This is a genomic window from Brevibacillus sp. FW306-2-1A-C05A (assembly GCF_058781555.1).
In genome coordinates this window covers 72,701-96,283 of record NZ_JBYSWV010000002.1, presented here as the reverse complement: position 1 = coordinate 96,283, position 23,583 = coordinate 72,701, and the positions used below count along the sequence as shown (strand labels likewise).

General features: G+C 54.2%; 17 protein-coding genes. 6 read left to right on the top strand and 11 right to left on the bottom strand.

The window, feature by feature from the left end:
- Positions 1-9: 9 nt before the first annotated feature.
- The 5 genes from AC3WJN_RS03395 to AC3WJN_RS03375 are packed head-to-tail and all read right to left on the bottom strand — an operon-like array spanning position 10 to position 9,498.
- Positions 10-645, bottom strand: coding sequence for a hypothetical protein (locus tag AC3WJN_RS03395; protein ID WP_005830179.1), 636 nt, complete (start codon positions 643-645; stop codon positions 10-12).
- A 17-nt stretch (positions 646-662) separates the two neighbouring features.
- Positions 663-1,943, bottom strand: coding sequence for a vWA domain-containing protein (locus AC3WJN_RS03390; RefSeq protein WP_007778298.1), 1,281 nt, complete (start codon positions 1,941-1,943; stop codon positions 663-665).
- Positions 1,940-4,288, bottom strand: coding sequence for a hypothetical protein (locus tag AC3WJN_RS03385; RefSeq protein ID WP_007778295.1), 2,349 nt, complete (start codon positions 4,286-4,288; stop codon positions 1,940-1,942). Before AC3WJN_RS03385 ends, AC3WJN_RS03390 begins: the two co-directional genes overlap by 4 nt.
- A gap of 14 nt (positions 4,289-4,302) precedes the next feature.
- A complete protein-coding gene (locus AC3WJN_RS03380; RefSeq protein WP_005830182.1) occupies positions 4,303-7,686 on the bottom strand; it encodes a tubulin-like doman-containing protein in 3,384 nt (1,127 codons plus the stop codon).
- Positions 7,687-7,698: 12 nt separating this feature from the next.
- Positions 7,699-9,498, bottom strand: a complete 1,800-nt coding sequence (locus AC3WJN_RS03375) for a vWA domain-containing protein (RefSeq protein WP_007778288.1) — start codon at positions 9,496-9,498, stop codon at positions 7,699-7,701.
- Positions 9,499-9,674: 176 nt separating this feature from the next.
- Here AC3WJN_RS03375 and AC3WJN_RS03370 point away from each other — a divergent pair, with 176 nt between their 5' ends.
- From AC3WJN_RS03370 to AC3WJN_RS03350, 5 genes are all read left to right on the top strand, one after another.
- Positions 9,675-9,824: a hypothetical protein gene (locus AC3WJN_RS03370; RefSeq protein ID WP_007778284.1), complete on the top strand. Its 150-nt coding sequence runs from the start codon at positions 9,675-9,677 to the stop codon at positions 9,822-9,824.
- A complete protein-coding gene (locus tag AC3WJN_RS03365; RefSeq protein WP_005831161.1) occupies positions 9,821-10,756 on the top strand; it encodes a hypothetical protein in 936 nt (311 codons plus the stop codon). Before AC3WJN_RS03370 ends, AC3WJN_RS03365 begins: the two co-directional genes overlap by 4 nt.
- A 14-nt stretch (positions 10,757-10,770) precedes the next feature.
- Positions 10,771-12,528 (top strand): SH3 domain-containing protein, encoded by a 1,758-nt coding sequence (locus tag AC3WJN_RS03360; RefSeq protein WP_007778281.1) that lies wholly within the window; start codon positions 10,771-10,773, stop codon positions 12,526-12,528.
- Between the two features lie 273 nt (positions 12,529-12,801).
- Positions 12,802-13,434, top strand: a complete 633-nt coding sequence (locus AC3WJN_RS03355) for a LysE family translocator (protein ID WP_007778278.1) — start codon at positions 12,802-12,804, stop codon at positions 13,432-13,434.
- 136 nt (positions 13,435-13,570) lie between these two features.
- Positions 13,571-14,224 (top strand): YHYH domain-containing protein, encoded by a 654-nt coding sequence (locus AC3WJN_RS03350; RefSeq protein WP_007778273.1) that lies wholly within the window; start codon positions 13,571-13,573, stop codon positions 14,222-14,224.
- A gap of 338 nt (positions 14,225-14,562) precedes the next feature.
- Here AC3WJN_RS03350 and AC3WJN_RS03345 read toward each other — a convergent pair whose 3' ends face one another.
- Complete coding sequence (locus AC3WJN_RS03345; RefSeq protein WP_007778270.1) at positions 14,563-15,516, bottom strand: PGAP1-like alpha/beta domain-containing protein; 954 nt, start codon at positions 15,514-15,516, stop codon at positions 14,563-14,565.
- 201 nt (positions 15,517-15,717) lie between these two features.
- On the opposite strand from AC3WJN_RS03345, the gene AC3WJN_RS03340 reads away from it, so the two are divergent.
- Positions 15,718-17,349 (top strand): family 10 glycosylhydrolase, encoded by a 1,632-nt coding sequence (locus AC3WJN_RS03340; protein ID WP_007778267.1) that lies wholly within the window; start codon positions 15,718-15,720, stop codon positions 17,347-17,349.
- 68 nt (positions 17,350-17,417) lie between these two features.
- Here the strand turns inward: AC3WJN_RS03340 and AC3WJN_RS03335 are convergent, their stop codons facing one another.
- The 5 genes from AC3WJN_RS03335 to AC3WJN_RS03315 all read right to left on the bottom strand — a co-directional run bounded on the left by AC3WJN_RS03335 (position 17,418) and on the right by AC3WJN_RS03315 (position 23,579).
- Positions 17,418-18,386: an iron-hydroxamate ABC transporter substrate-binding protein gene (locus AC3WJN_RS03335; RefSeq protein ID WP_007778264.1), complete on the bottom strand. Its 969-nt coding sequence runs from the start codon at positions 18,384-18,386 to the stop codon at positions 17,418-17,420.
- 217 nt (positions 18,387-18,603) lie between these two features.
- Positions 18,604-19,701 (bottom strand): nitric oxide synthase oxygenase, encoded by a 1,098-nt coding sequence (locus tag AC3WJN_RS03330; protein ID WP_025848125.1) that lies wholly within the window; start codon positions 19,699-19,701, stop codon positions 18,604-18,606.
- A gap of 217 nt (positions 19,702-19,918) precedes the next feature.
- A complete protein-coding gene (locus tag AC3WJN_RS03325) occupies positions 19,919-20,944 on the bottom strand; it encodes an MFS transporter (RefSeq protein WP_007778261.1) in 1,026 nt (341 codons plus the stop codon).
- Positions 20,945-21,566: 622 nt separating this feature from the next.
- Positions 21,567-22,304, bottom strand: coding sequence for a hypothetical protein (locus AC3WJN_RS03320; RefSeq protein WP_007778258.1), 738 nt, complete (start codon positions 22,302-22,304; stop codon positions 21,567-21,569).
- A gap of 360 nt (positions 22,305-22,664) precedes the next feature.
- Positions 22,665-23,579, bottom strand: a complete 915-nt coding sequence (locus AC3WJN_RS03315; RefSeq protein WP_237716583.1) for an LPXTG cell wall anchor domain-containing protein — start codon at positions 23,577-23,579, stop codon at positions 22,665-22,667.
- Between the last annotated feature and the right edge of the window lie 4 nt (positions 23,580-23,583).

Genomic DNA, 23,583 nt, shown 5'->3' with positions numbered 1-23,583 from the left:
TTCACCCTCCTATTCCGGAATCAGTTCGTACATTTCCCCGTATTTTTTTCCGTCCGTAAAAAAGAGGCGGATGACGTCCTTTTTCCTGACCTCGATTTCGGGCAACAGATTGACGCCTGGCACCAGATCGCGAATGAACGGGTATTGCGTCCCGTCATCTTTGTGCGCGGGGGGCGAGCCTTCCTTTTTCACATAGCAGAGGACGTCTTTGGCGATCGGAATTTCGGAGAAAATGCGGATTTGCAACGTTTGCTGCTTGCGAAACCAGCTTCCGCTCCGCTTGAACGAGTAGTAAATTTTCGCCTTCCCCGTACTGACATGGATGACGTGCGCGTCGCCCTGCGGAATGAGCAGAATCGGCTTGCCGTCTTCCAGGCGGCAGGGAAAGATGCGGTACGTATATCGGCCGATGCCCTCGGCTTTTTCGCGCAGTCCTTTGTGTACCTTGTATTCCTCGCGCGTGTACAGCTTCAGCTCTTGATCCTCGATCAGACCGGCATCAAACGGAGCGCCGTACAGCGACTTGTGCACGTACACGCAAGGAATATCCTGCCCCCAATGCCAGGTCAGCACGAAGTCGCCTCCCTGCTGCTGGCACGAAACGTTCTTAATCAGCGTTTCAACTGTTTCCTCCCGGTTCATCATGGTTCATCAGGCTCCCTCTACAGATCAAACCGTTTGCTGGTTTCGTTCCCTGCCCCGAGAGCGCGCGGACTTTGCTGGGCGGCCAGCCTCCGCTTTTGAAAAGACGATCCGCCGCTGGCCGGAACTGGGATGAAGACTGTAAACAGCGTCAGAACGACGGCGAGCAAGGCGCCGGCGATCAGTCGCACCGCCATGTCGAGCAAGTAGATCGAGGAAAGCCCTGTCTCCAGCACGATCCCGGCCAGAAGACCGGATACCGCCCCTCCGATCGTGAAGCTTTTTGCCAGATGGCGATTGTCAAAAATCAGTCCCAGTGACAAGCCGAGCAAAGCGCCGATCACAAGCAGGCTCGCTACCCGCAAAATCGCGTAAAACGTGCTGTCTGCCGTGGCACCCGTCCGCTCGGAGACAAGATTGCGGTCCTGGCGGCTCATATCGTAAATCTGCCCAAAGATGCCTGTCATTTCATTGGCGTGCTCGACGTTGAAATAGCGGCCCCCGGTTTCTGCCGCAATCTGCTCCAACAGACGCGTGCCTTGTTCATCAATATTCCGCATCCCGACTGTATGGACCAGCACCTGATGCTGCTTGAAAGGAGCCAGCGTTGCCGGAATATCCAGGCTGGTGTAGCCATCCGACATCAGCACGACGGTACTGTTCTCCACCTGCTGGGCTGCCGTTAGCTGCTCTAACCCCGTTTGCAGCGCCAGCTCGATCCGCGTCCCGCCGTCCGTCCCCGAATGATTGAGCAGCTTTTGCACGACGTCATCCTTGACTGCCTGGCTGCTGAGCGCCACGAGCGGCTGCAGCACGTTCGTCTCGTCGTTGAACGTAACGACGGCAATCTTCATGTCGCTGTCCATTTTTTGCACCATGTCCGCTGCCGCCTTGAACAACTGGTTGTCCGGGTCAGACTGCCGCATGCTGCCAGAGGTGTCCAGCAGCATGACGATATTGTTGGCTCCGCTGGGCGCCTGGAACGACGATCCGTAAAGCAGTTGGAGCAGCATCGCTGCCACGCCTACCATCACAAACGTGCTGGGGACGAGCATTTTCCAGGAAAAACCTGCATATCTCTGCTTCCAGCCTGTACCGTTCAGGCGTGGCGAGATCATTTCCGCAATGAGGCACATCAGTCCAACGAAAAATGCATATTGACCAAAATAAAGTCCAATTAACAGCCATTGCGCGATCTCGCCAGCCAGGCGATCCAGAATGACCTCTCCTACCAAAAAGCCGATCACACCACCTACCAGGCTGCACACAACCATGAGCAGGCTCAGCTTTCTCTGGCTCATGACGCTCCCTCCTCTCCCGTACGGTCAAAGACAAATCCGCTCTCCACGTAGGAGGCGTGGTACTTTTTGTTATTGCGGTAAAACATCAGGTCCTCCATGCCGAATCCACCCATCAGGTTCATTTTTTCTATCCCGCTTTTTTGCTCTTCGTGGATGCAGCCTTGCTTGTACGTCCGAATGCCCTCATCCTTGCGCAGCACGTACTGGACGAAGTCGTTGTGAATATCCGCAAACAGATACTTTTCCTCGTAGCGGTGCTTTTGCAGGAAGTGAAACACTTCCATGTGCACAGCCGCCCGCTGTTCGAGCACCTGGGACAGATCGAAAAACAAATCCTCGCGGGTCAGCACGCTTCTGTTGTCGTAAGCGGCCCCGACGTTGGCACGCGCCAGCAGCTCCGCTTCAAAAGACAGGGCGAACGGCGAACGGGTCAAAATCTCGTTGCGGCAAAACTGGCACAGCCGCTCCACCAGTCCCGCTATCCGGTTCTGGAACAAAAGGGCGCCGCTGCCGATGTAGCGCTGCTCCATGTAAAACCCGCTGCCTTTGGCCGCTTCCAGCGAACGCATCGTGTCGCGGACGACGGACTCGTAATACTCGTCCACGTTTTTCCCCAGGTAGTCGGTCGCTTCGCGGACGCTCGCCTGGGCGATCTCGCGCAGTTGCTTTTGCAGCCCTTCCAGTTGGTCGACCTGCTCGCTGATCTGCCTGTGAATGACCTCCGTCTGCCGCTCGTAGTCGACGAGCAGGGCGTGCAGCAGCTCCCACTCCAAAAGCTCCAGCTTTTTCTCGTACACGACGTGCAGCAGATGGCGGACGAGCGTGCGGACACGCTCCTTGTCGCGCGTGAAAAAGCCGCCAACGCGAATGTCCTGCCGATCTACCCGCTGCTGGTAAAGCTCGGCCAGCTCAGCGCGAATCAGCTCCACTTGCCGCGCAGCCTCCCTGATTCCCGTGCGCAGCTCGTCCAGCAGATTGGCTCCGTTGGCATGCTCCGCCGTCAACTGATACGCGGCGTACAGGCCGAAGCGTTCATCTGCCATGACGCGATCCTGAATCAAATCCGCCAGAGGCTCCTGCACCAGCAGGCGTTCCAGCCTCTCCTTCGCAACGGATGCCATATTCGTCTCGAAAAAAGCCTGGCTGCTGCCGTCAAACAGCGCCAGCTCTGCCTCGCGCATCGTCATGCCGGACAGCTCGCTGTAGCTGACCCCGGAGGTCATGAGGCCCGTCATTTCCTCCAGCATGTGCGGTTCGGGCATGATCGCCGCCATTTTCCGCTCCAGCTCATGCGCAGACAGCCCCAGCTTTTCCCGCGCTTTTGTCTTCGGCACCAGCTCTCCCTCTTTGAGCCGCTCCCAGTAACGGTCAAAAACAGCGGCAAGCACTGTCAGCGCAATCGCGTGAGTCGGGCGCTTCACCTTGGACAGCCCCGCAGACGCGAATCGGGTCTGCCCGCCGTCGCCTGCAATGCTGCGAATGAACTGCAGCTTGTTGTAGCCTTCGTTGCCCTCGCTGAACTCGTGCTCTGCCTGCTTGTTGTTGAGCAGCACGAGCTTGCTAATCAGCTCGTAATTTTCCTGCATCCCGCCTTCGAGAAACAGGCCGTGCTCCGTCTTGTCGCTGAGCAGATAGGCGATGGAAAACAGAGGCGCCTTCTCGTGCTCGACCGGCAGCTTGACGAGATCCTCGGTCACGAGCAAATTGGCGCGATAGCTGTAATCGCTTCGCTGATAGCGGTTCAGCTCCTCCAGGAAGCTGACGGAGAGCGCCGCCGAAAAGCCGAACGCCTCTCCGTTGTTCCGTTCCTGCAGCAAGACGTACAGGTCAGCCGACACGTTTTTGAACAGCTCGTTCAGGTAGCTTTTCAACAGCAAGGTCAGCTCTGGCAAAAGAATCGCGGCAGGGTCGTCCGCTCTGGTCACGACGGCGATGTTCACCTGCTGAAAGGCAGAAAACAGCTTGCCTGTTTCCGCGATGCGCACGCTCGCCAGCTTCATCGCCTTGTTCAGTTCCATTTTGCTGGCTTCGTCCTCGACAAAACGCTCGTGGACCGATGAGCGCATCGTCTTCTTGTCCGCATCCGCCTGCGGCAGCCGGCAGCCGAGCACTTGCGGATGTTCCCACGTCTTCTCCTGATAGGCGTGCATGTAGAGGACGCCGCGGCTGTTTTGCCAGTCGCGCTCATTGCTCGCGCAGACTGCTCGCAGCGCCTCTACGCTCTTGTCCCCGATAAAGAGGAAAAGCACGGGGTTTTGAAGGCTGCGCTGCCCGTATCCGCTATCCAGTTGCCGCTGTAAATCCGCCACGTATTGGGTCGCGAACTCGTTAATCAAATCCCTCATGCTTCCTCCCTCGTTTATTGCAGCGTCTTGCGCATGTCGTTTACTTTTGCCCACACTTTTTTGTAGAACTGGTACATTTCCTCGCCGTTTACGTACTCGTCGCGGTCGTACTCCAGATCGTTTTTCACGCTCTGGAACGCCGTTGCGATTTCATCCAGCTTTTTCACGAGTTGCTCGGTATCCTCCGCCGAGACAAACGCGTCGCTGCGCTTGGCCGACTTGCGCTGAATCGCCGCCATGCTCTTGTGGTCGAGGGCGCGGAACTTTTCGTAGATGGCGAACTCTACGTGCTTGTTCACTTTCATCAGGTTGACGAACGGCTCCCACGCTTCTTCTTCCTCGTCCTTGTCGTAGACGTACAGGGCGCCGCGCTTGCAAATCGTGCCGGTGTACAGCGCCTCGATATAGCGGGTCAAAAGCTCCTCCTCACCCTGGATGGCGTTGACGATTTGCTCCAGCTCCTGGATTTTCGCTTCGATCTCCGCGTATTTGCGCACCTCTTCTTCGAGCAAGCGAATGAGCTGCGGCGAGCGGATCAGATTTTCCTTCGCCAGCTCTTCGTTGATGCTGCCGAAAATGTCGCGAACGCTCTCCTGCGCAAGCCCATCCTTCATGAAGCCTCTAAGCTCTGCCAACGCCCGCTTGATTTCGCCGGGACTGAGCTTGGCGGTGTCGCTTTGGTACTTCTCCATAAATGCGTTGATCGAAAACGGCTTGGACACTACGCACTCGTAACGGTTGCTCGTCTTGCTGTCGTCGCCTTTTTCCCGAATGCAGCCGTAGCGCATGGCCTGCGCAAACAGCTCGCGAACCTTGGCGTTGTAAGCTTTGATCCGCTCGTTTTGGTACGTGTCGCCCCACGATTTTTCCGGGATTGGCGACGGGAGGTACGCCCAGTTGTTTTTCTCCGTCTGCACGAGGTGGCGGCCGATGCCTTCGCGGTCGAGAATCGTGCGCTCGTAGCTTTCCTCGTACACCTTCAGCGGCGTGTAGGCAAACAGCGGCACCCCGTTTTTCGTATTCAGCCAGAAAATGCGGTTTTTGACTTCGCTTTCCTTAACCGTGAAGCGCGAGCCGCTAATCGCCGTATTCTGATAGTTTTTGATTCCTTTCAAAATCGACGGTGCTTTCAGCGGAACAGACACGAAGCCCCACGACGGGAAGTGCATGTTGCCGAGATTGTTGCTCAGATGGAAGACCGGAATCGCCTCTTCGTCCAGCTTGCTGGCGATCTTGCGCTCCACGATGCGATCGAGCGTCTCGTCCTGACCGTATTTGATGACGAGGAACTCTTCCATTGATTTGGTAATCAGCTCGCCGAACTTCTCCGAGAGAAATTCCGAGATCGAGCTGACGATATCCAGCTCCTGCTCCTTGACCCATTTGTCGGAGTGGCGCAAAAGCTCGCTCGTGAAGTCGCGGATCAGGTCGTCGGCGTCTTTTTGCTCCAGGATGTTTCCGACCACCTTGGCGATATCCGGCACGCTGACGATGTTCCAGTAGTACGTCTTGTTGCCTGTGCGGTCCATCTCTTCTCCGCCGTTAATCAGGATGTCGCCGTTTTGCTCGAAAATCTGGTTGAGCGCGTTCAAAACCTCCGTGAACACGTTGTAAATCCGGTTGTTTTCCGCATTCAGCAGGCGGTGCAGCTCTTCGTAAAACTCGATCATCTGCTCCAGCTTCTCCTGGTCGGCCAGGAGCTGGTACTCGTTGATTTTCGCCTCGATGTAGAGGTTTTTCTTTTTCTCCTTGGAGATGAACGCGCTGCGAGCATCGCCGAGCTTTTCGTTGGCGTTTTCCCGCGCGGCCTCGATCTCCCGCGGGTAGCTTTCCAGCGTGGCCTTCAAGCTTTCCACGTAGGAGAGGATCATTTTCATCAGGCAAAAGCCTTTGTCCGAATGAATCAGACGCGACGCGTAGAACGGCCCTTGCTGCGGGTGCAGGAAGACGCGGGTAATCATCTCCCCGAATACGCCGATCATTTCGCCTGGCGTCTGCTTCTTGCATTTGATGTACGCCTCGCGCGCTTTGGCGAGGTAGCCTTGCTCCAGCTCGTGGTCGATGCTCACGACTTGTTGCGAAATCACGTTGCTGTAGCTGAGGCGCTCGCTGTTCTCGTAGCCTGGCAGCGGCTCCGGCACTCGCTCCTCGAATTTGCGGGAGACCGAGTCGATATCAATTCCCAGCTTGCGGGCGAACTTCTCCGCATCCTCCTGCGTCGGCGCTACGTGGAACATTTTCTCCATCTTTTTGAACAGGCGGTACGCCAGGTAGGTCGTCATTTCCTCGATTGGCAATACTGCCGAGGAAGCGCCGATCACGTTGTACTGGTAGTTGGCCGCGTACGCTTTCGGCATCTGGTTGATGTTCGTCCGGATGTTGCTGATGTAGTCGTGAATGGCGAACTCTTCGCCGGAGCGCTTTTCCTCGCTCGCCATGAAGTTGGTGATGTTCTCCGCCGTCACGTTCATGCAGTAGTCGTAGGCGTTTTCCAGCGCCTTGCCTTCGAGGTTCGTCGCCGAGATCAGATGGCACAGGTTGAACGGCGGCATTGGCGATTGCACCGTCAGCACATTGCCGTACTGCTGGCGAAAGCGCTCCTGGCGCTCGTCGGCGTTCATCCAGTAGTCAAGCTCCTTGAGCGCGGCGTAGCCGTTTTTCATGATGTAGTCGCGCGTGTGCGAGCTGAGGCTTTTGTTCGACAGGTTGACGTCCGGCGTAAACAGGTAGCCGAGCGTATTGACCTTGTCCACCCCGGCGCTGCCGAAGTCGCGCTCCAAAATTCCGCGCACGATGTAGGCGATGTCGAGGAAGCAGCCGCTGCCTGTCCCGCCGGACAAGCCGCTCAACAGGAAGACGGTCAGCTTTTTGTTCGTGCCCTCGCAGAGCATTTTGATCTTTTTCTCAATCGTCTGGACGACTTGCGTGATTTTGGTAAACAGCAGCAGCCGCCCTGCCTGGCGCACGCCGGATGCCCCGCTGATGCCGTCTGTAATCGTCAGCTCGGGCGAGAGCCATTCCGTTATGTACGGCTCCAGAATGCTGCGGTTTTGCAGCACGCCCCCGATTTCCGGATTGGACAACAGGACGAACTCGGTCACCGGATCGAGTCCGATGCCTTTGTACTTTTTGTTGCGGTCGTGCTCGTTCGTCTCAAACGCGATAAATTCAATATTGTCCGGCTTTTCCTTGCGTTTTTTCGACAGCGCATCGACTGGCAGCTTGAAGCGTCTGTTCACCTGATATTTGAGGCGCAAGAGCGCGTCGATGCCTGTCCCGCCCAGCCCGATGACGAGCATCGGGTTGTCGATGGTGTCTACACGAATCTTGTCGCTGACGATACCGCCGCCAAGCGATACGTCCAGTTGCTGAATATGTTCTCTCACTACTGCTTTCATACCGATCCACTCCTAGACGATGTAGTCTACATAAACGGACTTGTTGACATTCGTTAACGAAATTTTGATGCGATCGTTTTTCTTCAGTTCTTTGCCACGGCTGACATCCAGCACGCGTCCCGCCTTTTCGATCCGGCAGGTGGAGCGGTTCTCGATAATCAGCGTATCATTTCTTCCCGGCAAAAAGATGACTTTCTCCGTCTCCGCAAACTCCGGTGCGAGCTGCAGAAGCTGGTGCAGCTTCACTTTTCCTTTGAACGCGCTCAGTTTTTTGTACTGCGGATTGGATTTGTCGCCTGTGTCCTCGTCCACGATTTCGATCGCGATCTGTCCGATGAAGCCTTTGTTGGCCTTGCGCCAGAGCGCCAGCGCGTACAGCCCGGCTCCGATCAGGAGGGTAAGGAGCACCGCACCTCCTACTACGGTCAGCCACGGAAATGGTTTCGATTGTTCGCCAGGCGCGGTCGTTGTCGGCTGCTGCGGCTTCGTCGTTCCTGCGCCAGCCGTCTGCGATGCATCCACGACCAACGGCTTCGTCTCGCGGTAAAAGCTCGTATCCTCCGCCTTGATTTTCAGCTCGTAAGCATGGTCGGCGGGAATCGTGAAGCTGCCAGCAAATCCGCTGCCAGTGTTATTCAAAGCAACTTCGCTCGTTTTGTTGTCCGTCTTGTCCTCCACGATCAGCGTCGCCTTCATCTGCTTGTACAGGTCGGGGCTTGTGATCGGCTGGCCGTTGGACACGAGAGCGGCCTTGATCGGCACGACGTCCCCGGCTTTGAAGCTGGTTGCCTGGAGCGGCTCTGCCTCCAGTTGCAAGTCGTAGTTGAAGATCAGATTGATGTCGATTTTTTCCTTGGGAGCGCCTTTTACCTGAAGCTTCCAGTCGCCCTGCTGTGGCTTCACCAGCTTGACCATCGTGTACGCGCTCGATTTGCTCAGCCGCACCTGATCGGACGGAATCGCCACTGGCTTGCCCGCCGGGTCAAACAGCTTCACTTCCACCGCTTTTGGCGACATGATCGAAATATTCGCTTCCATGACGCTCGCGTTCGGGATGGAGATCGGAACTTCCTGGGCTTGGCCGTTCGCTGTAAAGCTTTTGACCGGGACGACCTTGAGCTTCAAATGATTGGCAAAAATTTCACTCAATATTTGCGGGAGCCTGTCCGCTGTGCTTGTTTCAAAAAACTTGCCGTTCGTCTCGGAGGCAATCTGCTGCAAAGTCGTGCGGTTGAGCTGGCCGTCCGCGTTCAGGCCGATCGTGTAGATCGGGTAGCCTTTGTCTTTTGCTTCCTTGACCGCTTTTTGCAGGTCCTGGTCAGACTGGGCCTGCGTCCTGCCAGACGCCTTGTTCAAATAGTTGTTGCCGTCAGCAAGCAGCACGATGATCGGCGCATTGGCCGGATCGCGCCCTGCGTCGAGAATTTTCACCGCTTCGGTCACCCCGACGGAAATATCGGTGTACGCCCCTTTTTGCAGGCTGTCGATAAACGCCTTGATATCGTTCTTGTCTTCCTCGGAATTGACCTGAATCAGCGCTTTTTCCCGCTCGATCTTGTCGGTGTACGAAATCACGCCGATCTTGTTCGCCTGAATCGAGGTCATGTCGACGAACATTTTCATCGCTTCATTGCTGACCTTGTTCTTGTCGCTCTGCGTCATCGAGTTGCTGACGTCCACGACGAGTACCGCATCCATGCTGTTTCCGGCGGTTTGCGCAAAGCCTGAGTGCGCACCGTAGATGACTGACACAAACAGAACCATGAGACACAATGCGTATCGATACCACAAGCCAAAACGTAACTTTTTCATGAGGACCCCTCTGCGTACAGAATTTAAGTACTATTGCAAACAAAGTAAGACTGTGACACTATACCACTAGATTAAAGAATAGTGAAAAAGTAGTAGATGATTGCGCTCCTACTCGTAATACGATACGACGTGATTCTTTGTTACAGATTTCGACACTTTTATGAGGGAGAATTTTTATGTTAACTTATTTCCTTCTCTTTGCCGCTTTTTTGCTGCTGGCAGTGCGTTTCTTCAAGCTGCTGCGACTGAAACGGCGCAACCTCTCCGCAGCCGAAATCGATCAGCATCTTCACCGTCTGTTAAATGAGAAGAGGAACCAGCCATGAGAAAACGAATCGGTGTTCAATTTCGAAAGAGTCGGAAAACGGCGCACGCTTTTGAACGGATCATGGCCTGCAAACGATGCCACACGTACCACGTCTTCTGGGATACGCACTGTGACGCGTGCGGCAGAGCCTACACCCCGGTTCGCGAAGTCTCCGCTGCCGTGACGCGCCGCTATGTGCAGACGCGCTTTTTGCTGCTCGGCCTGTTCATTTGCCTCGCGATCCTCTGTGCCGACACGCTGGTGCAGATAGCCGTTGCTTTTGGCGTGGGCTTGCTGCTCGTTTGCCTTTTTTTCGCGATGCAAAAAAAGTACGGTTCGTATGAGAGAGACGCCCAGTTGCTGACGTTTTTCACCCGCGAGGAAGAAGCGCTCAAAAAATCGCTGCTGCAGCATCTGGAACAGGTCGGAGCCGACGTCAAGGCCGGACAGATCAAGGAAGCCTACGAAAAAACGCGAGAAATCGGCTATTTTGTCGATTCTGATACGATCAAAATTCGCAAAATCATGTTTCTGAATCACTTCGTGCTGCGCAAGGACATGGAGCTTGAACTGGAAACGCTGATCCCCTCCACCTATGACAAAGACTTCATGGAATACGTGCGTGAAGTCGTCAAGGTGCAGCCGTCGCTGGTCAAAAAAGCCGTACTGGATTACGTCCGGCGCTACAAAAAGCAAATTTTGCTGCTGGAAAACGGGGAGCAACTGATTGGGCAAGTGGCTGGCGCGGCTTTGCGGATGAGGACGTATGTGGACGAGTATCAGGACCTGATTATCGAATTTATGGATTATTTGCCTCGCGAACGGCTGCTGCGGCTCGCCAAAATGCTCCAGACGCATCGAAGCGAAGGCTGGGAGCAACTATATCATTCTACCAAAAACAGGGTAGATACGCATTTCGCCTTTGATCCTGATTTTAAAGGCGTACTGTGAAGGAGCCGCCTTTGATGAAAATCTCATCCTATCAAAAATCGCTGTTTGTCCGAAATGTGGCGCTCATCGTGTTTTCCGTCGCGCTTGTCGCTGTTTGCGTCAAGCTTGTGCTCGGGTACAGACAGATGACCCTGTACGATCAGGCCAAAGCCTATTATGAAGCCAACAACCTGCTGCAAGCCGAGGAAAGCTTTGCCCGGGCCAGCGACATCGGCGCCATCTCCTACGGGGACGAGCAGTGGAGCGCGCTCATGTCGCAGTTGACCTCGATCCGTCTGGAAATGGAGGGGCTTCAGCAAAAAGCGCAAACCGCCATGCAGGCCAAAAAGGACGCGGACGTTTTGGAGACGTATGAGACATACCAGGCCATGCGAAAGACATACGCGAACCAGCCTGGCGCAGCGGCTGCGTTTTTCCAGCAGTTGTCCGCTCATTTGCGCCTGGAAAAAGGCTGGTCCGACTATTACCAGCAGGCGATGCAGGCTGCCCGCGGCCAGTCGCAGGCGAATCTGGACAAAGAAAGCTATCGCGACGAATCGTTCATTGATACGCTGCTCGCCATTCCCGCGGAGTACTACGGCGGCCAGCCCCAAAAGCAGGAAGCGCTGCTGGCGCTGTTTGAGCACTATGAAAAAACGAAGCTGCGCTCCTTGATAAACAACGCCTCTTTTGAGGAAGTGATTTTCAGGACGGCGAGCAGTCTGCGCCACTATGCCGAGCAGAGCTTTGCGGCAGACTGGCTGCTGACGCGGCTGGAAAAGTACGCGCAGGACGAACTGAAAGAAGCAATTCGCAAGCAGGACCTCGCCTCGTTCGTCAAAATGGCGGCCGCTTACCGGAAAATACAGGATGTGCTCCCGGATGATTCCCGTGCGCTCGATACGATCAGCGACCATCTGAAAGCTCGCTTGCGGGAGGCGGAGCAGTACGCCAAGTCGCGCCAATTTTCCAAAGCGATTGAGCTGTATCAGGAGCTGAGCCCACTGGAAGACACGGCGACGCTCGTAGCGGAAGTGGAGAATCGCTGGCTCGACTATGACCCAGGCCGTTTGCTTGCGGTCAAATACCCGGACAAAATTTTTACAGAAATCTTCTCCGGTACCGATCTATGGGGAGCCAAGCTGTATGCGTATGGCCTCGTGGAAGAGGATCAGCGTCTGTACGTTGCAGCCAAGCTGCAGGATGATTCGCTCGTCTATCTGGAGCACAGCTTTGACGGCCTTGACATAAAATCGGTGCGCGTCCATATCGCGGACGCTCTGGGCGGCGCCAAAGCGCCTGTCATGCTCGTGCAGGCGGCGGGCAAAGAGCGGGAGTTTTCCTACACGGGCCTGCTGCCTGACTTGTCGCAAAAGACGATGGAGCAGCGCTTTGCGATCGAAGCGGACGAATTTGCGGTAGAAGATGCCGAGCATGCCATCATTAAGAATGCGGTAGGAAAAGGCAAGCAGGAGTACGCCCGGTTCAAGCTCACTTCCGAAGGGCTGGCCTACGTCGAAAAGGTCGCCGACATGGCGCCTGACGCGGACGAGGCTGAAACGGATACGGATTCCTCCGGCACTGGCACTGGCGTTGACGCCCCGGCCGCTGAGGAGCCTGCCGCCGAGCCGCAAACCGTGCAGGTGTTTGCGGGGCCAGGCGAAGAGTATGACGTGATCGGCGAAGTGGTGGCAGACGAGTCTCTCGCCATCGGCGCAGAGCTGAACGGCTGGTCCCGGATTACACTGGACGGACAAGAGGGGTGGATACGCACTCCGCAAACCGCTCCGTAAGGCGTTCCATCAGCGCACTAAGCAACTTGTCGCTGCTTCGGCCATGGCAGTCGGCACGGATATGAGAAAAGCTCCTGTCACCGATTTTGTCGTCAGGGGCTTTTTTTCGTACTCGGATTGAATTACGGACTGTTTCGCAAACCATGTTGTTATTGACACAGATTTTACAGTGTTGGCAAAATAAGAGCAGTTGTTTAAGCAAAAATAGGGGAACGCGCGCCCAGACAGGCATGGTGACCGTCCTGTCTTACGATGAATGGAGTGTGAAGAGAGATGTTTGGCATTGTTCATTACGAAGCGTTTGTACTGACAGCGATCATGCTTAACCTGATTCCCGGAACCGACACGATGTACATTATCAGCCGCAGCATTTCGCAGGGACGTCAGGCTGGCATCCTCTCTGTTCTCGGCATCCTGACAGGCTCGCTCATTCACACCGTGCTGGCTGCTTTCGGCCTGTCGCTCATCCTGGCCCAATCGGTCGTGCTTTTTAACATCGTCAAAATTCTCGGCGTCGCCTATCTCGTCTACCTGGGCGTGCGCATGTTCATGACCAAGGAAGCGCTGTCGTTCGACTCCACGGCCTCGCCTGGCCGGAAAGCGGGGAAGGTGTACGGGCAAGCGATTGTCACGAGCGTTACCAATCCGAAGGTCGCTTTGTTTTTCATCGCGTTTTTGCCGCAATTCGTCGACGCGACCCACACAGGTCCGCTGCCTTTTCTCCTGTTGGGCCTGACTTTCACGCTGACGGGCGGAATCTGGTTCAGCCTGGTCGCACTGTTCGCTTCGTTCGTCACGCAAAAGATGCGCAACAATCCGCATTTTTCCTCTATCCTGAACAAATTGACCGGGATCGTCTTTATCGGGATGGGGTTGAACCTGCTGCGGGCCAAAGCTACTCCTTGACCACTGCGGTCATTGGCAAAATACATTTCGGACTTACACCGGGTAGGGCAAACTACCCGGTTTTTTTGCGTCTGTCCTCGTCCAAACGCCAGAAAAATTGGTATAATATTCAAAATGATACTTTTGGAGGATAGCCATGAAAAAAGCAGCATTTTTGTTCGCTCTCATTCTTGCCGTTATTTTATTCCCTCTTCAATCGCTGGAAGCGCATCCCGGTCGCACAGATGCAAACGGCGGACATACTTGCAGAACGAATTGCGAAAAATGGGGCTTGAAGTACGGCGAGTACCACTACCACAACAAAGGAAGCAACTCTTCCGGCGGCCGTTCTTCAGGCAACAGCCAGGCGAAGCCCGCCACACCCAAGCCGCCAGCGGCCAAACCAGTGCAGCAGCCGAAGCCAGTCGCACCCAAAGTCATTGTAGCGGTAGAGCAAGCGAATGTTTTTGCCGCTCCCTCTGCCGACTCGCCGGTGACCACGACGCTCTGGTATGGCTTTGAGCTTGTCGACTCCGGCACTCACCCGGAATTCGTCACCATCGGACAAGGCTTCGTCTCCAAGAAAGTCATTACCAGCTATACTCCCATCACCCCTAAAACGGTCAGCATTCATGCAGAAAAAGGCTACTTCTTCGCTACGCCTTCTGCGGAAAGCCGCGGCAGAGGCTATGCCGTACAGCATGCGCTGGTCCAGGTCGTCGGCGAGCACGGCGACTGGTATTACGGCTCCACCCAGGACGCGCAAGGAAATGTCCTGGTCGGCTTCGTCTCCAAAAGCGTCGCTTACTGACAGCGAGCAGACGAACCACACATTCGTCAAAAGAAAACAGCAGGTCGGGCTGGAGATTTCCTTCGCCCGGCCTTTTTACTGTGCGCAGCCTGTCCGCCCCGATGCCAAAGCTGTCCAGACACATGTTGAGAATTTGTATGGGCCGAAAAATTACCGTAGCCTACGTTGCACGAATACTGGCTACGCCTCGCATCCATTCTGCTCTGCATTAGAAAACTTGGCTGCGCCAAGCCATTGACGCAGCCTTGGTTGCCCTTATACTGGAAAAAGAGGACTTGTGCCCGGTTCCCCCTGGCCCAATCCTCTTTTTTTGTCGAAAAGCACCTGCCACATTCGCTTCACGATCCCAGAAGCTGTCTCAGCAGCGGCTCGCTCTTGTACAAAATATCCAAATGAGTTGCTTCGACGTAATATTTGTCTCCCTCCAGCGTAAACACGCTTTTGGCCATGACGCTGCCGTCGCCTGCCGAGCTGCTGATGGAACCAACGACTCTCCCGTCGACCCATTTGGTCGGGGAAAGCGACGGCACCGTGCGCAAGTAATGAATCGTTTCTTGCCCAATCCCTGCCACAACCGTGATGCGGATGTTGCGCTCGTAAATCAGCCCCATCGTGCTGTTGAGCAGGTCCATGTAATGATTTTTGACCACCATGCTGCTGTACGGAACAAAGCTCTCCGCCCCGTTTTTCTTCTCCAGCAAGTAGTCCCCGTAGTCGGCGGCAGGCACCAGGTCAAGCAGGCTCGGAAAATGCCTCTGGATCGCCTGGACGCGTTTAAACGGCCTGCCCTGCTCCAAATAAGCGAGATATACGTTCATGTAAATTTCCAGCACATTTCTTTTTCCCGGAACCGGGCGCGGGAGCTTTCCTCCTGCCCAGTAGCAATAGCTGATCGGCGAGCCTGCGTTGGGCGTGGCAAAAACAAGCAGTTGGTCCACGTCGTTTTGGTACGTATCGCCTTGCACGTACGCTCTGGCTACCAGGCCGCCCATGCTGTGGCAGACGAGGTTGACATGGCTTGCACCCGTCACCTGCTTCGCCCATTGGATGACGGGCACGAGAGAGTGCTCCGCGGAAATGCCAATGGGCCTGCGCCAGTCATAAAAAGCGACAAACAACTGTTCATTCAGTCTGTACCCCATATTTTCCAGCATGCGAATAAACGGCTCGTATGCGGTTCGCGCAAGACCGAAGCTCCAGTCCCCCGTCCCCGGTATAATCTGATTGTTCATCGACCCAAACAGCCCCGGAACAAACACGATCGGCACCTTTTGCGAAAGAAAAGAACTCATGCAGCTATTCCTCTCCCTAAAAAACGGCCTATGTCTTTGCCTATTCCCCGTCGGCTTGGGTGGTTCCAGCCAGCTTTTTTGTCGAAATGAACAGAATCGAATCAATTCTCCTCCCACACCACCGTAACAAACGATATAATAAGACGTCTAACGATTAGCGAGAGTTTTGCAGCAAATAATATGTGTCGGAGGATTCACAAAATGAAGTTACGCAAGTGGTTTATGCTTTTGCTTACGTTCGTGCTGTGCATTCCAGCGATGGGGACATCTGTGCATGCTGCGCAGGCATCTCCTGCGATCAGCATCTTTCTGGACGGGCAGCAAGTCAGAAGCGATGTCGCTCCGTACATCATCCCCAAAGTCAATGTCACGATGGTCCCTCTGCGGGTCATCAGCGAAAGTCTTGGCGCAGAAGTTTACTGGGATCAAAACTTGCAAACGGCCACGATTTTGAAAGGCGATACCGTGCTGTCCATGACGATCAACCAAAATTACGCGCTCGTCAACGACAGCACCGTGCCTCTCGATGCCTCTGTCCAAAATAAACAGGGCCGGGTCATGGTTCCGCTCCGCTTTGTCTCCGAGCAGCTTGGCCTGCAGGTAGGCTGGACGCAGGAAACGAGAACGATCACGCTGTCGACGGGAAGCCCCGTAGCCGTCACTCCGCCGCCGCAAGACATTCCGGGTGGAAACGACAGCTCCGTCGTCGTTCCGCCAACGCCTCCCGTCTCCAATAGCGGTTCGCTGCGCGGCGTATGGGTATCGACCGTGTACAATCTGGACTGGCCTTCGACTGGCTCCTACGGAAACCAGGCCAAGCAGCAGCAGGAATACATACAGCTTTTGGACGAGCTGCAAGCGATGGGAATGAATGCCGTGTTCGTGCAGGTGCGCCCTTCGGCAGACGCCTTGTACCCGTCCTCCCTCGTGCCGTGGTCCAAATATTTGACGGGCACCCAAGGGAAAAATCCCGGCTACGACCCGCTCGCCTTCATGGTGGCGGAAACACATCGCCGCGGCATGCAGTTCCACGCCTGGTTCAATCCGTTCCGCGCCAACGTGGACGCGAAAACAGACCAGCTCGCCGCCACTCACGTCGTGAAAAAACATCCGGAATGGATCGTCAATTCCAGCAACAAGCTGTACATCAATCCGGGCATCCCGCAAGCCCGCCAGCAAATCATTGCCGAGATCATGGAAGTCGTGCAGCGCTACGACATCGACGGCGTGCATCTGGACGATTACTTCTATCCGTCCAACGGCACCTTTAACGACGATGCGACCTTCAAAAGCTACAACAGCAAAAAAATCGCGACAAAAGCGGACTGGCGCCGCGACAACATCAACCAGTTCGTGCAGCAGCTCAACCAGGCGATCAAAAGCGCCAAGCCGCATGTCCAGTTCGGCATCAGCCCGTTTGGCGTCTGGCGCAACATCGCCGTCGACAAGACAGGCTCCGATACAAAAGCAGGCGTCACTGCCTACGACCATATGTACGCCGACGTCCGCACCTGGATCAAGCAAGGCTGGATGGACTATGTCACGCCGCAAATTTACTGGAGCCTCTCCTTTGCCCCGGCCCAGTACGACAAGCTCGTCACCTGGTGGGCGAACGAGGTACGCGGCACCAACGTCAAACTGTTCATCGGCCATTCTCCTTACAAGCTGGGCACAGCCGAAGCAGGCTGGCAAAGCTCTCAGGAGATTATCAATCAACTGAATTTCAATGCGACAATCCCTGAAGTCCAGGGCAGCGTCTTCTTCAGCGCCAAAGATTTGCGCAAGAATCCGCTGGGCCTGCTGCAAGCACTCAGCAGCTACTACAGCCGTTAACAGCAAAAGACCCCCGAGTCAGACAGCGATTGTGCTGTTTCTGACTCGGGGGTTTTCTATTGATCGGCTTAGTTTTGCGTCAGTTTTTCTACGATGAAATCAAGCTGGGCCTCAAGCGAAATCGGGTCGTTGAAGTAAGAACCATCGCGGTCGAGCTGGAATACTTTGTTGTTTTTCACAGCGGGAAGTCCCTTCCAGACATTAGAGCCGTAGACAGCTTCCGGATCGGCGTCATCTCCGCTCCATGCGCTTGTGAAAATGTAATCGCCAGCGAAGTCCGGCAATGTTTCCAGCGAGACTTCCGCCCAACCGGTGCCGCTGTCAATGGCAGCCTTTTGCGTAGCAGCAGGAGCCTTCAACTGAAATTCGCCGTAAATGATTTCGCCGCCTCGGCCGTAGTTGTGTCCGAATGCATAGATGCCTTTGGCGTAAGGCTGCAGGATGGCAACCGTTTTGTCGCCTACCGCCGCCTGTACTTTTGGCTTCAGCTCAGCGATCTTTTTGTCCCAGGAAGCAATCCACTCATTGGCTTTGTCTTCTCTGCCCGTCATTTTGCCGAACTCTTGAAGCTGCTCGCGGAACGTTTTCTTGCCGTACGGAATCGCAACGGTCGGCGCGATTTTGGAGAGCTCCGCCAGATTTTTGTCGCCTTCGAACACGACGATCAAGTCTGGATTCATGGTGAGCACCTTCTCTACGGAAGAGCCGTCGCCAACGCTTTCAATGCCGTCCAGCTTGCCTTTCATGTACGGGTTTTTCATCACATGATCGGTAATCCCGATCGGCTTGATGCCCAACGCGAGAAAATCACCGACGTAGCTGTCTGCCAGCACGACCACCCGTTTCAAGTCTTTCGGGATTTTCACCTCTCCGTTTTGTGCCTGATAGGTGATAAACTCGTCGCTGCTCTCGGTTTTGGCCGGAGCAGCCGGTTGGGCCGCATTATTGGCCGGAGCTTGTCCGCATGCCGACAAAACCCCGACGAGAACCAGCATAAATGCCAGTAAGATGACTTTGAAAGATCCGGTTTTGCGCAAAATGAATCTCCCCCACATTTTTAATAATGATAATCATTATCGACTAATTTTATCACATCTTGCCGATTTCGCCACCTATTCTGTGCAAGAAAATAACTGTAAATCCTTTACAGGCCCTGCTTTTGCGCAAACTTCCTGGCGGGAGCTTGTGCGCCCATTTATCTGTACAAAAAAATGCCGCGAACCGTCGTCCGCGACATTTTGCCTGTTGTTTCCCTTATTTTTTGGGCAAATCCGGCTTCGCCTGATAGTGGAAATTCGGCGACTCCATCTTGTTGTCGTACGTGCTGTGAAAAATGTGGGTAGCCGCAGGAGAAATCGGCGGAATCAGCCACGTCCAGTCCCCTGTAATCTCCCGGCCGTTTTTGGCTTCTCTTTCCTCAAAGCGCTTGAACTGTTGACTGGCTGTGTGATGGTCGACAATCGAAACGCCTTTTTCCTTGAAGGAATGCAGCACGGCCACGTTCAGCTCCACCAGCGCCTTGTCTCTCCAGAGCGTCGCTTCCCGGCTCGTGTCCAGGCCCATGACCTCCGCGACTTTTGGCAGCATGTTGTAGCGCTGTTCGTCCGCCAGATTGCGCGCCCCGATCTCGGTCCCCATGTACCACCCGTTAAAAGGAGCCGCCACATAATCCAGGCCGCCGATTTCCAGACGCATGTCCGCGACGATCGGCACGCCGTACCATTGCAGGCCAAGGTCTGCAAAGCCCGCTATTTCCGGATGCGTGATCGGCACTTCGATGACCAGCTCTGGCGGTATCTCAAAAAATTGCGGCTGCCGATCCCCAATCTGCACGACGAGCGGCAATATGTCGTAGTGCGTGCCAGCCCCTTGCCACCCCAGGCTCAAACAGAGCTTCGTCAGCTCAAGCGAAGCCGGATCGCCCAGAATGCCGTACTCCGTCTCATACCCGGCGTAGCGAATCAACTGATGGTTCCAAATGCGCATCTGCGGCCGCCCTGGTATGGCAGGGGCAAAAACGGTAATGGTCGGACGCACTTTCCCGCCGTTCGTCGCGAACTCGATGTGCCGCAGCAACGCCTGGGCCATCTCCTCCTCTGTCTGGACATGGCGCTCGTCCATCACAATGAGCGATTCCCAGAAAAAGCGTCCAATACATCTATTGCTATTGCGCCAGGCCATCTTCGCCCCGTGGCGCAGTTCTTCCTCTGTGTGCTCGTAATAGCCTTGTGACTCGATCTGGTACCGGACTTCCTGCAAACGCTGCTCTGTCTCGGCCGCCGTCTTGTTCAACTCGCTGTAGCAGGTGCGGATAAAACGTTGAGCTGCTTCCATCAATTGATTTGGTTCCATAGTACCCTCTTTCCCGCTGAAAAGGCGCTTGCTCGCTGCGTATGTACCTTCATTATAATTTTCCCCAACTTGCATTACCAATCTCCCAGGCGTTTCGACACATAACTGTAAAACCTCGTGCCATCTTTGTGAACAACAACAGCCAGAACCACCTGACGTGACCCTGGCTGTTTCTATGCAGACGTCTACTGGTTTGCTTGGGCTGCCTTCAGCTCTCTCACCGCTGGAACGAGCGAGGTGAACACTCCGATAAGCACAATGGCCCCGATATCCCCATCAGCCCCGACAGCAGCACAAACCCGACAAAACCGGACGCAGGCAAAAGCCCCGAGAAGAACAGCCCCAGCCCCAACAGCGCTATTCCGCCCGTCAGCAAGTACACGCGATTTTGCCTGGCCCCCCAACTACCCAACAAAATCGAGCCGACGAGCATGCCTGCCGCAAAAGAAAACTCGACCACTCCGGCATGCCACGCCCCTTTGCCAAAGTGGCTTAACACCATAAGCGTAAACAGCGCCCCTACCGGCACGTACACGAAGCTCGTGAACCCGATGGCGGCCGTGATGACCACCAAGCCTCTTGACTTCATCAGTTCCCGCAGCCCTGCCTTGATCTCGCTGCGCATGCCGCGCTCGCCTTCCTCCGGCACGCTGCGCTCGGGATTCGGGATATGCACGAGCAGCAAGGCGGCGCTTGCCAGCAGCGCCCCTGCGACATCAAGCAAAAGCACGGTTTCCATCGAAAAATAAGCCAACAAAAACGCACCGAGCATCGGGCCAGCCATGCTGACAGCAGAAGTCAGCGTCTGAATCCAGCCCTGCACCTTCATGAGCTGATCCTCCGGCGCGATCAACGGAATCGAAGCCTGCATTGACGGCATGTGAAACGCCGTACCAATCGAACGCAAGCCAAGAACGGCGTAAAAGACCCAAACAGGCGGCTCGATCCCGCTCAGGAACAGAATCGCCAGGGCGAGACTGACGAGGGCGATGAACATATCGGCGGCAATCATGATTTTTTTGCGGTCCAGCCGATCGACAATCGTTCCGGCAAAAGGGCCGACCAAAGCCTGGGGCAAAAAGCCGGCCATCGAAGCGATGGTCAACACCAGCGCCGAGCCCGTCTTCTCTGTCAGCCACCAGATGATGCTGAATTGCACAACGGCACTGCCCAATAGCGAAAAGGCCTGCCCGGCAAAAATCGTGTAAAAGGTTTGCTTCCAGCTTTCTTTTTTTGTACTCATATACATCCTCCTCATGTGGACATTCATGTGCGACATCCGTTTTTGGACGCAAAAAAGCACGGAGAACGTCCCGTCCGAGGGGATGCCATCCGTGCAAAAGCTTGCTCAATCCAAGCACATGAAACCGACTGCCTGACGAATCAGAATCAGGCAGCGAGGAGCTTTGGAGGTACATACGCAAGCTGACTATGCAGGCATGACAAATAACCCATCGAAAAACGGGCGAGTCGTCCGTGCCTGATTAGCGCATGCGTACAGAGTACATAAAAGAGCCTCCTTGAAAAACCGTAGTGAATTATGATTTATCGTAAGGGAAAGCCCGCTTCGCTGTCAATCCTTTCTGTGCTTGCAGATTTATCCTGGCTATTGGGGGTTAACCCACAACCGTGGTCACCTTTTAGGAAATTGGATTTCTATAAATTGGAAAAGATACGTTATTAACAATAGACAGATACTAATCCACCAATACGCTGGATCAATCACATAAATAATGATTGAGAGAACTCCGCCATTAATGTACCCAAACAAGTTCTCTTTTTTTACCATGGATACTAAAGTGGACACAATCATTATTCCAAAGATAATGTAGGTAAAGTAGGCTTGAATAATAAATCACCCCTGTTTATCTAGCCCTGCAATAAATTCCTCCACTGTAGGCTCGAATGTAAATGCCCTTTCCCTCATTTTTATTGCTTAGGTAAGCAGCACCTGCCCCACACATAAATGTAATTACATCTGCTGACAAAGCAAGGCCTTTAGTTTGTGGGAACAAAGAAAGCACTTTTCCTAGTACGTAAGAGAAAACCGTACTAGCTATCAATACATTGACAACCCATCTAGTATCTTCGTCACTAAGATACAGCCAATCTCCAACATCCCAATTACTTCCTTGAAAATAGTAGGTTTTTGAATGGTATCCATAATATTTCGTTGTTTCCCCAGGATCAGGATAATAGACAGGTCCTTCTACTTTAGAACTCGATTTCTGTTTCACTTTCTTTGCTTCGGGTTTATTCAATTCCTCGTTGGCCGATTCGAAAGTTTCTGACACAAGTTTGTAAACATCGGCTGGAATATATTTATCTGCCTCTTTGACAAAATGATATCCATTACTGTCAACTTGATAATAATCGCGATACGCTTTTAATCCATCGATTAATTTTTTCGCATCCTCAGATTCAAGCATTTGCTTAAACTTCTCAAAAGCAGCTTTTTCTTGCGGGTCTTTGATTTGAGAAACGTCTATGCTCGAAATATCGAGATTATACGATTTTACTGTGGCAGCATGAGCGGAACTAGCGCTATAAAGAGAGCTGGAAAACAAAGAAATTGACAATGCTAAAAATATCGCTTTTTTCATTTTGAAACTCCTTTACCATAATTGAATTTTTTCAGGATAGTAAAGGTTAGCCAACCCATCTCACGAAGATACTTACAATAATAACATTTTTTAACAAAAATTCAACCAAATAACATTGTCAAAATCTTGTGTTCACAAAAAATTCATCTATAAGTATTGCAAGAAGTACAAGGAAATATATTTTTGATTCCAGCTCTATTAAGTTGCTTTTTGTTTTATGGCGCACTTGGCATGTCATAAAGTAGCTCAGCTTAATTTGACATAGGGCTGCCAGAAAAAAACAGGGGGGCCTCGCTTTCCGAAGCCCGCCCGTTTCCCGTTCGCGTTCGCTTTCACTACGTCAACACCATAGCAGCGGCGTTATTTTCGTCTCCGCGCAAAAAGCCAGCCCCCGACGAGGGCGAGCAAAACGACCGCCACAACCAGCGGAACCATTGACGCCCCTGTCTCGTCGCCGCTCGCTGCCGCTGCGTGATCGGCATGGCCTGCGTGCGCGTGATCGGCTGTCGGCGCCTTTTCTGGTTGCGCGGATTGCCCGGAAGCGTCTGCGCTTTTGGCAAACAGGATCAGTTGAAGCTGTGGCTTGCCTGCCACGTTCATCAGCCACGCTTCCTCAACCGTTTTTCCTTCCCACTGCGCCGGATCGACCGCAGCCTGCAGCACGCGCGGATGCGCAGAGAGATCATGCACGGTGCCGGAGATAGTCAGCGAGTACACCTTGGAAGTTTTGCCTGCCGCATCTTTTTCTTCCCGGACCGCGACTTTTTCCACTTTGCCTGTCGGCCCGGCCACAAAACCGCCCCGGTCGTACAGGCTCTTGCCCTCGACGGCATCGTTTCTGTGCTCGAAGACAAACACGGCAAATTCTTCTTTGGTCAACTCGCGCGCGGCATCCTGCTCAGGTACAGCGAGCTTGCCCGCAAAATACGCCTGGTTGACATCCGCGTAGGTGGCATTGCCGTCCAGCGAAGGCACGAGCCCTTTTTCCAGCGCAGCCGCCGTCACTTGCTCGCGGGCAGCCCCGCTCTCCTTCAGCTTCCAAAAAGCTCCTGCCCAATGCGCCAGTTCCTCGCGCGTCAGCTTTTCCTGTGGCGAAAACAGCGTGGAACCGTGATCGTAGGCAATGACCCCAAGCCCGCTCAATTGCACGATCTGCGGCGTGGCCTTGGAATATTGCAGGTCGTCGTACAAATTTTGTTCGTTGACGATGTGCGCCGATACGACCGTTGGCAACAGCAGCAAAAGCATCGCCAGCAAACACAAGCTCCTTCTCATGTCT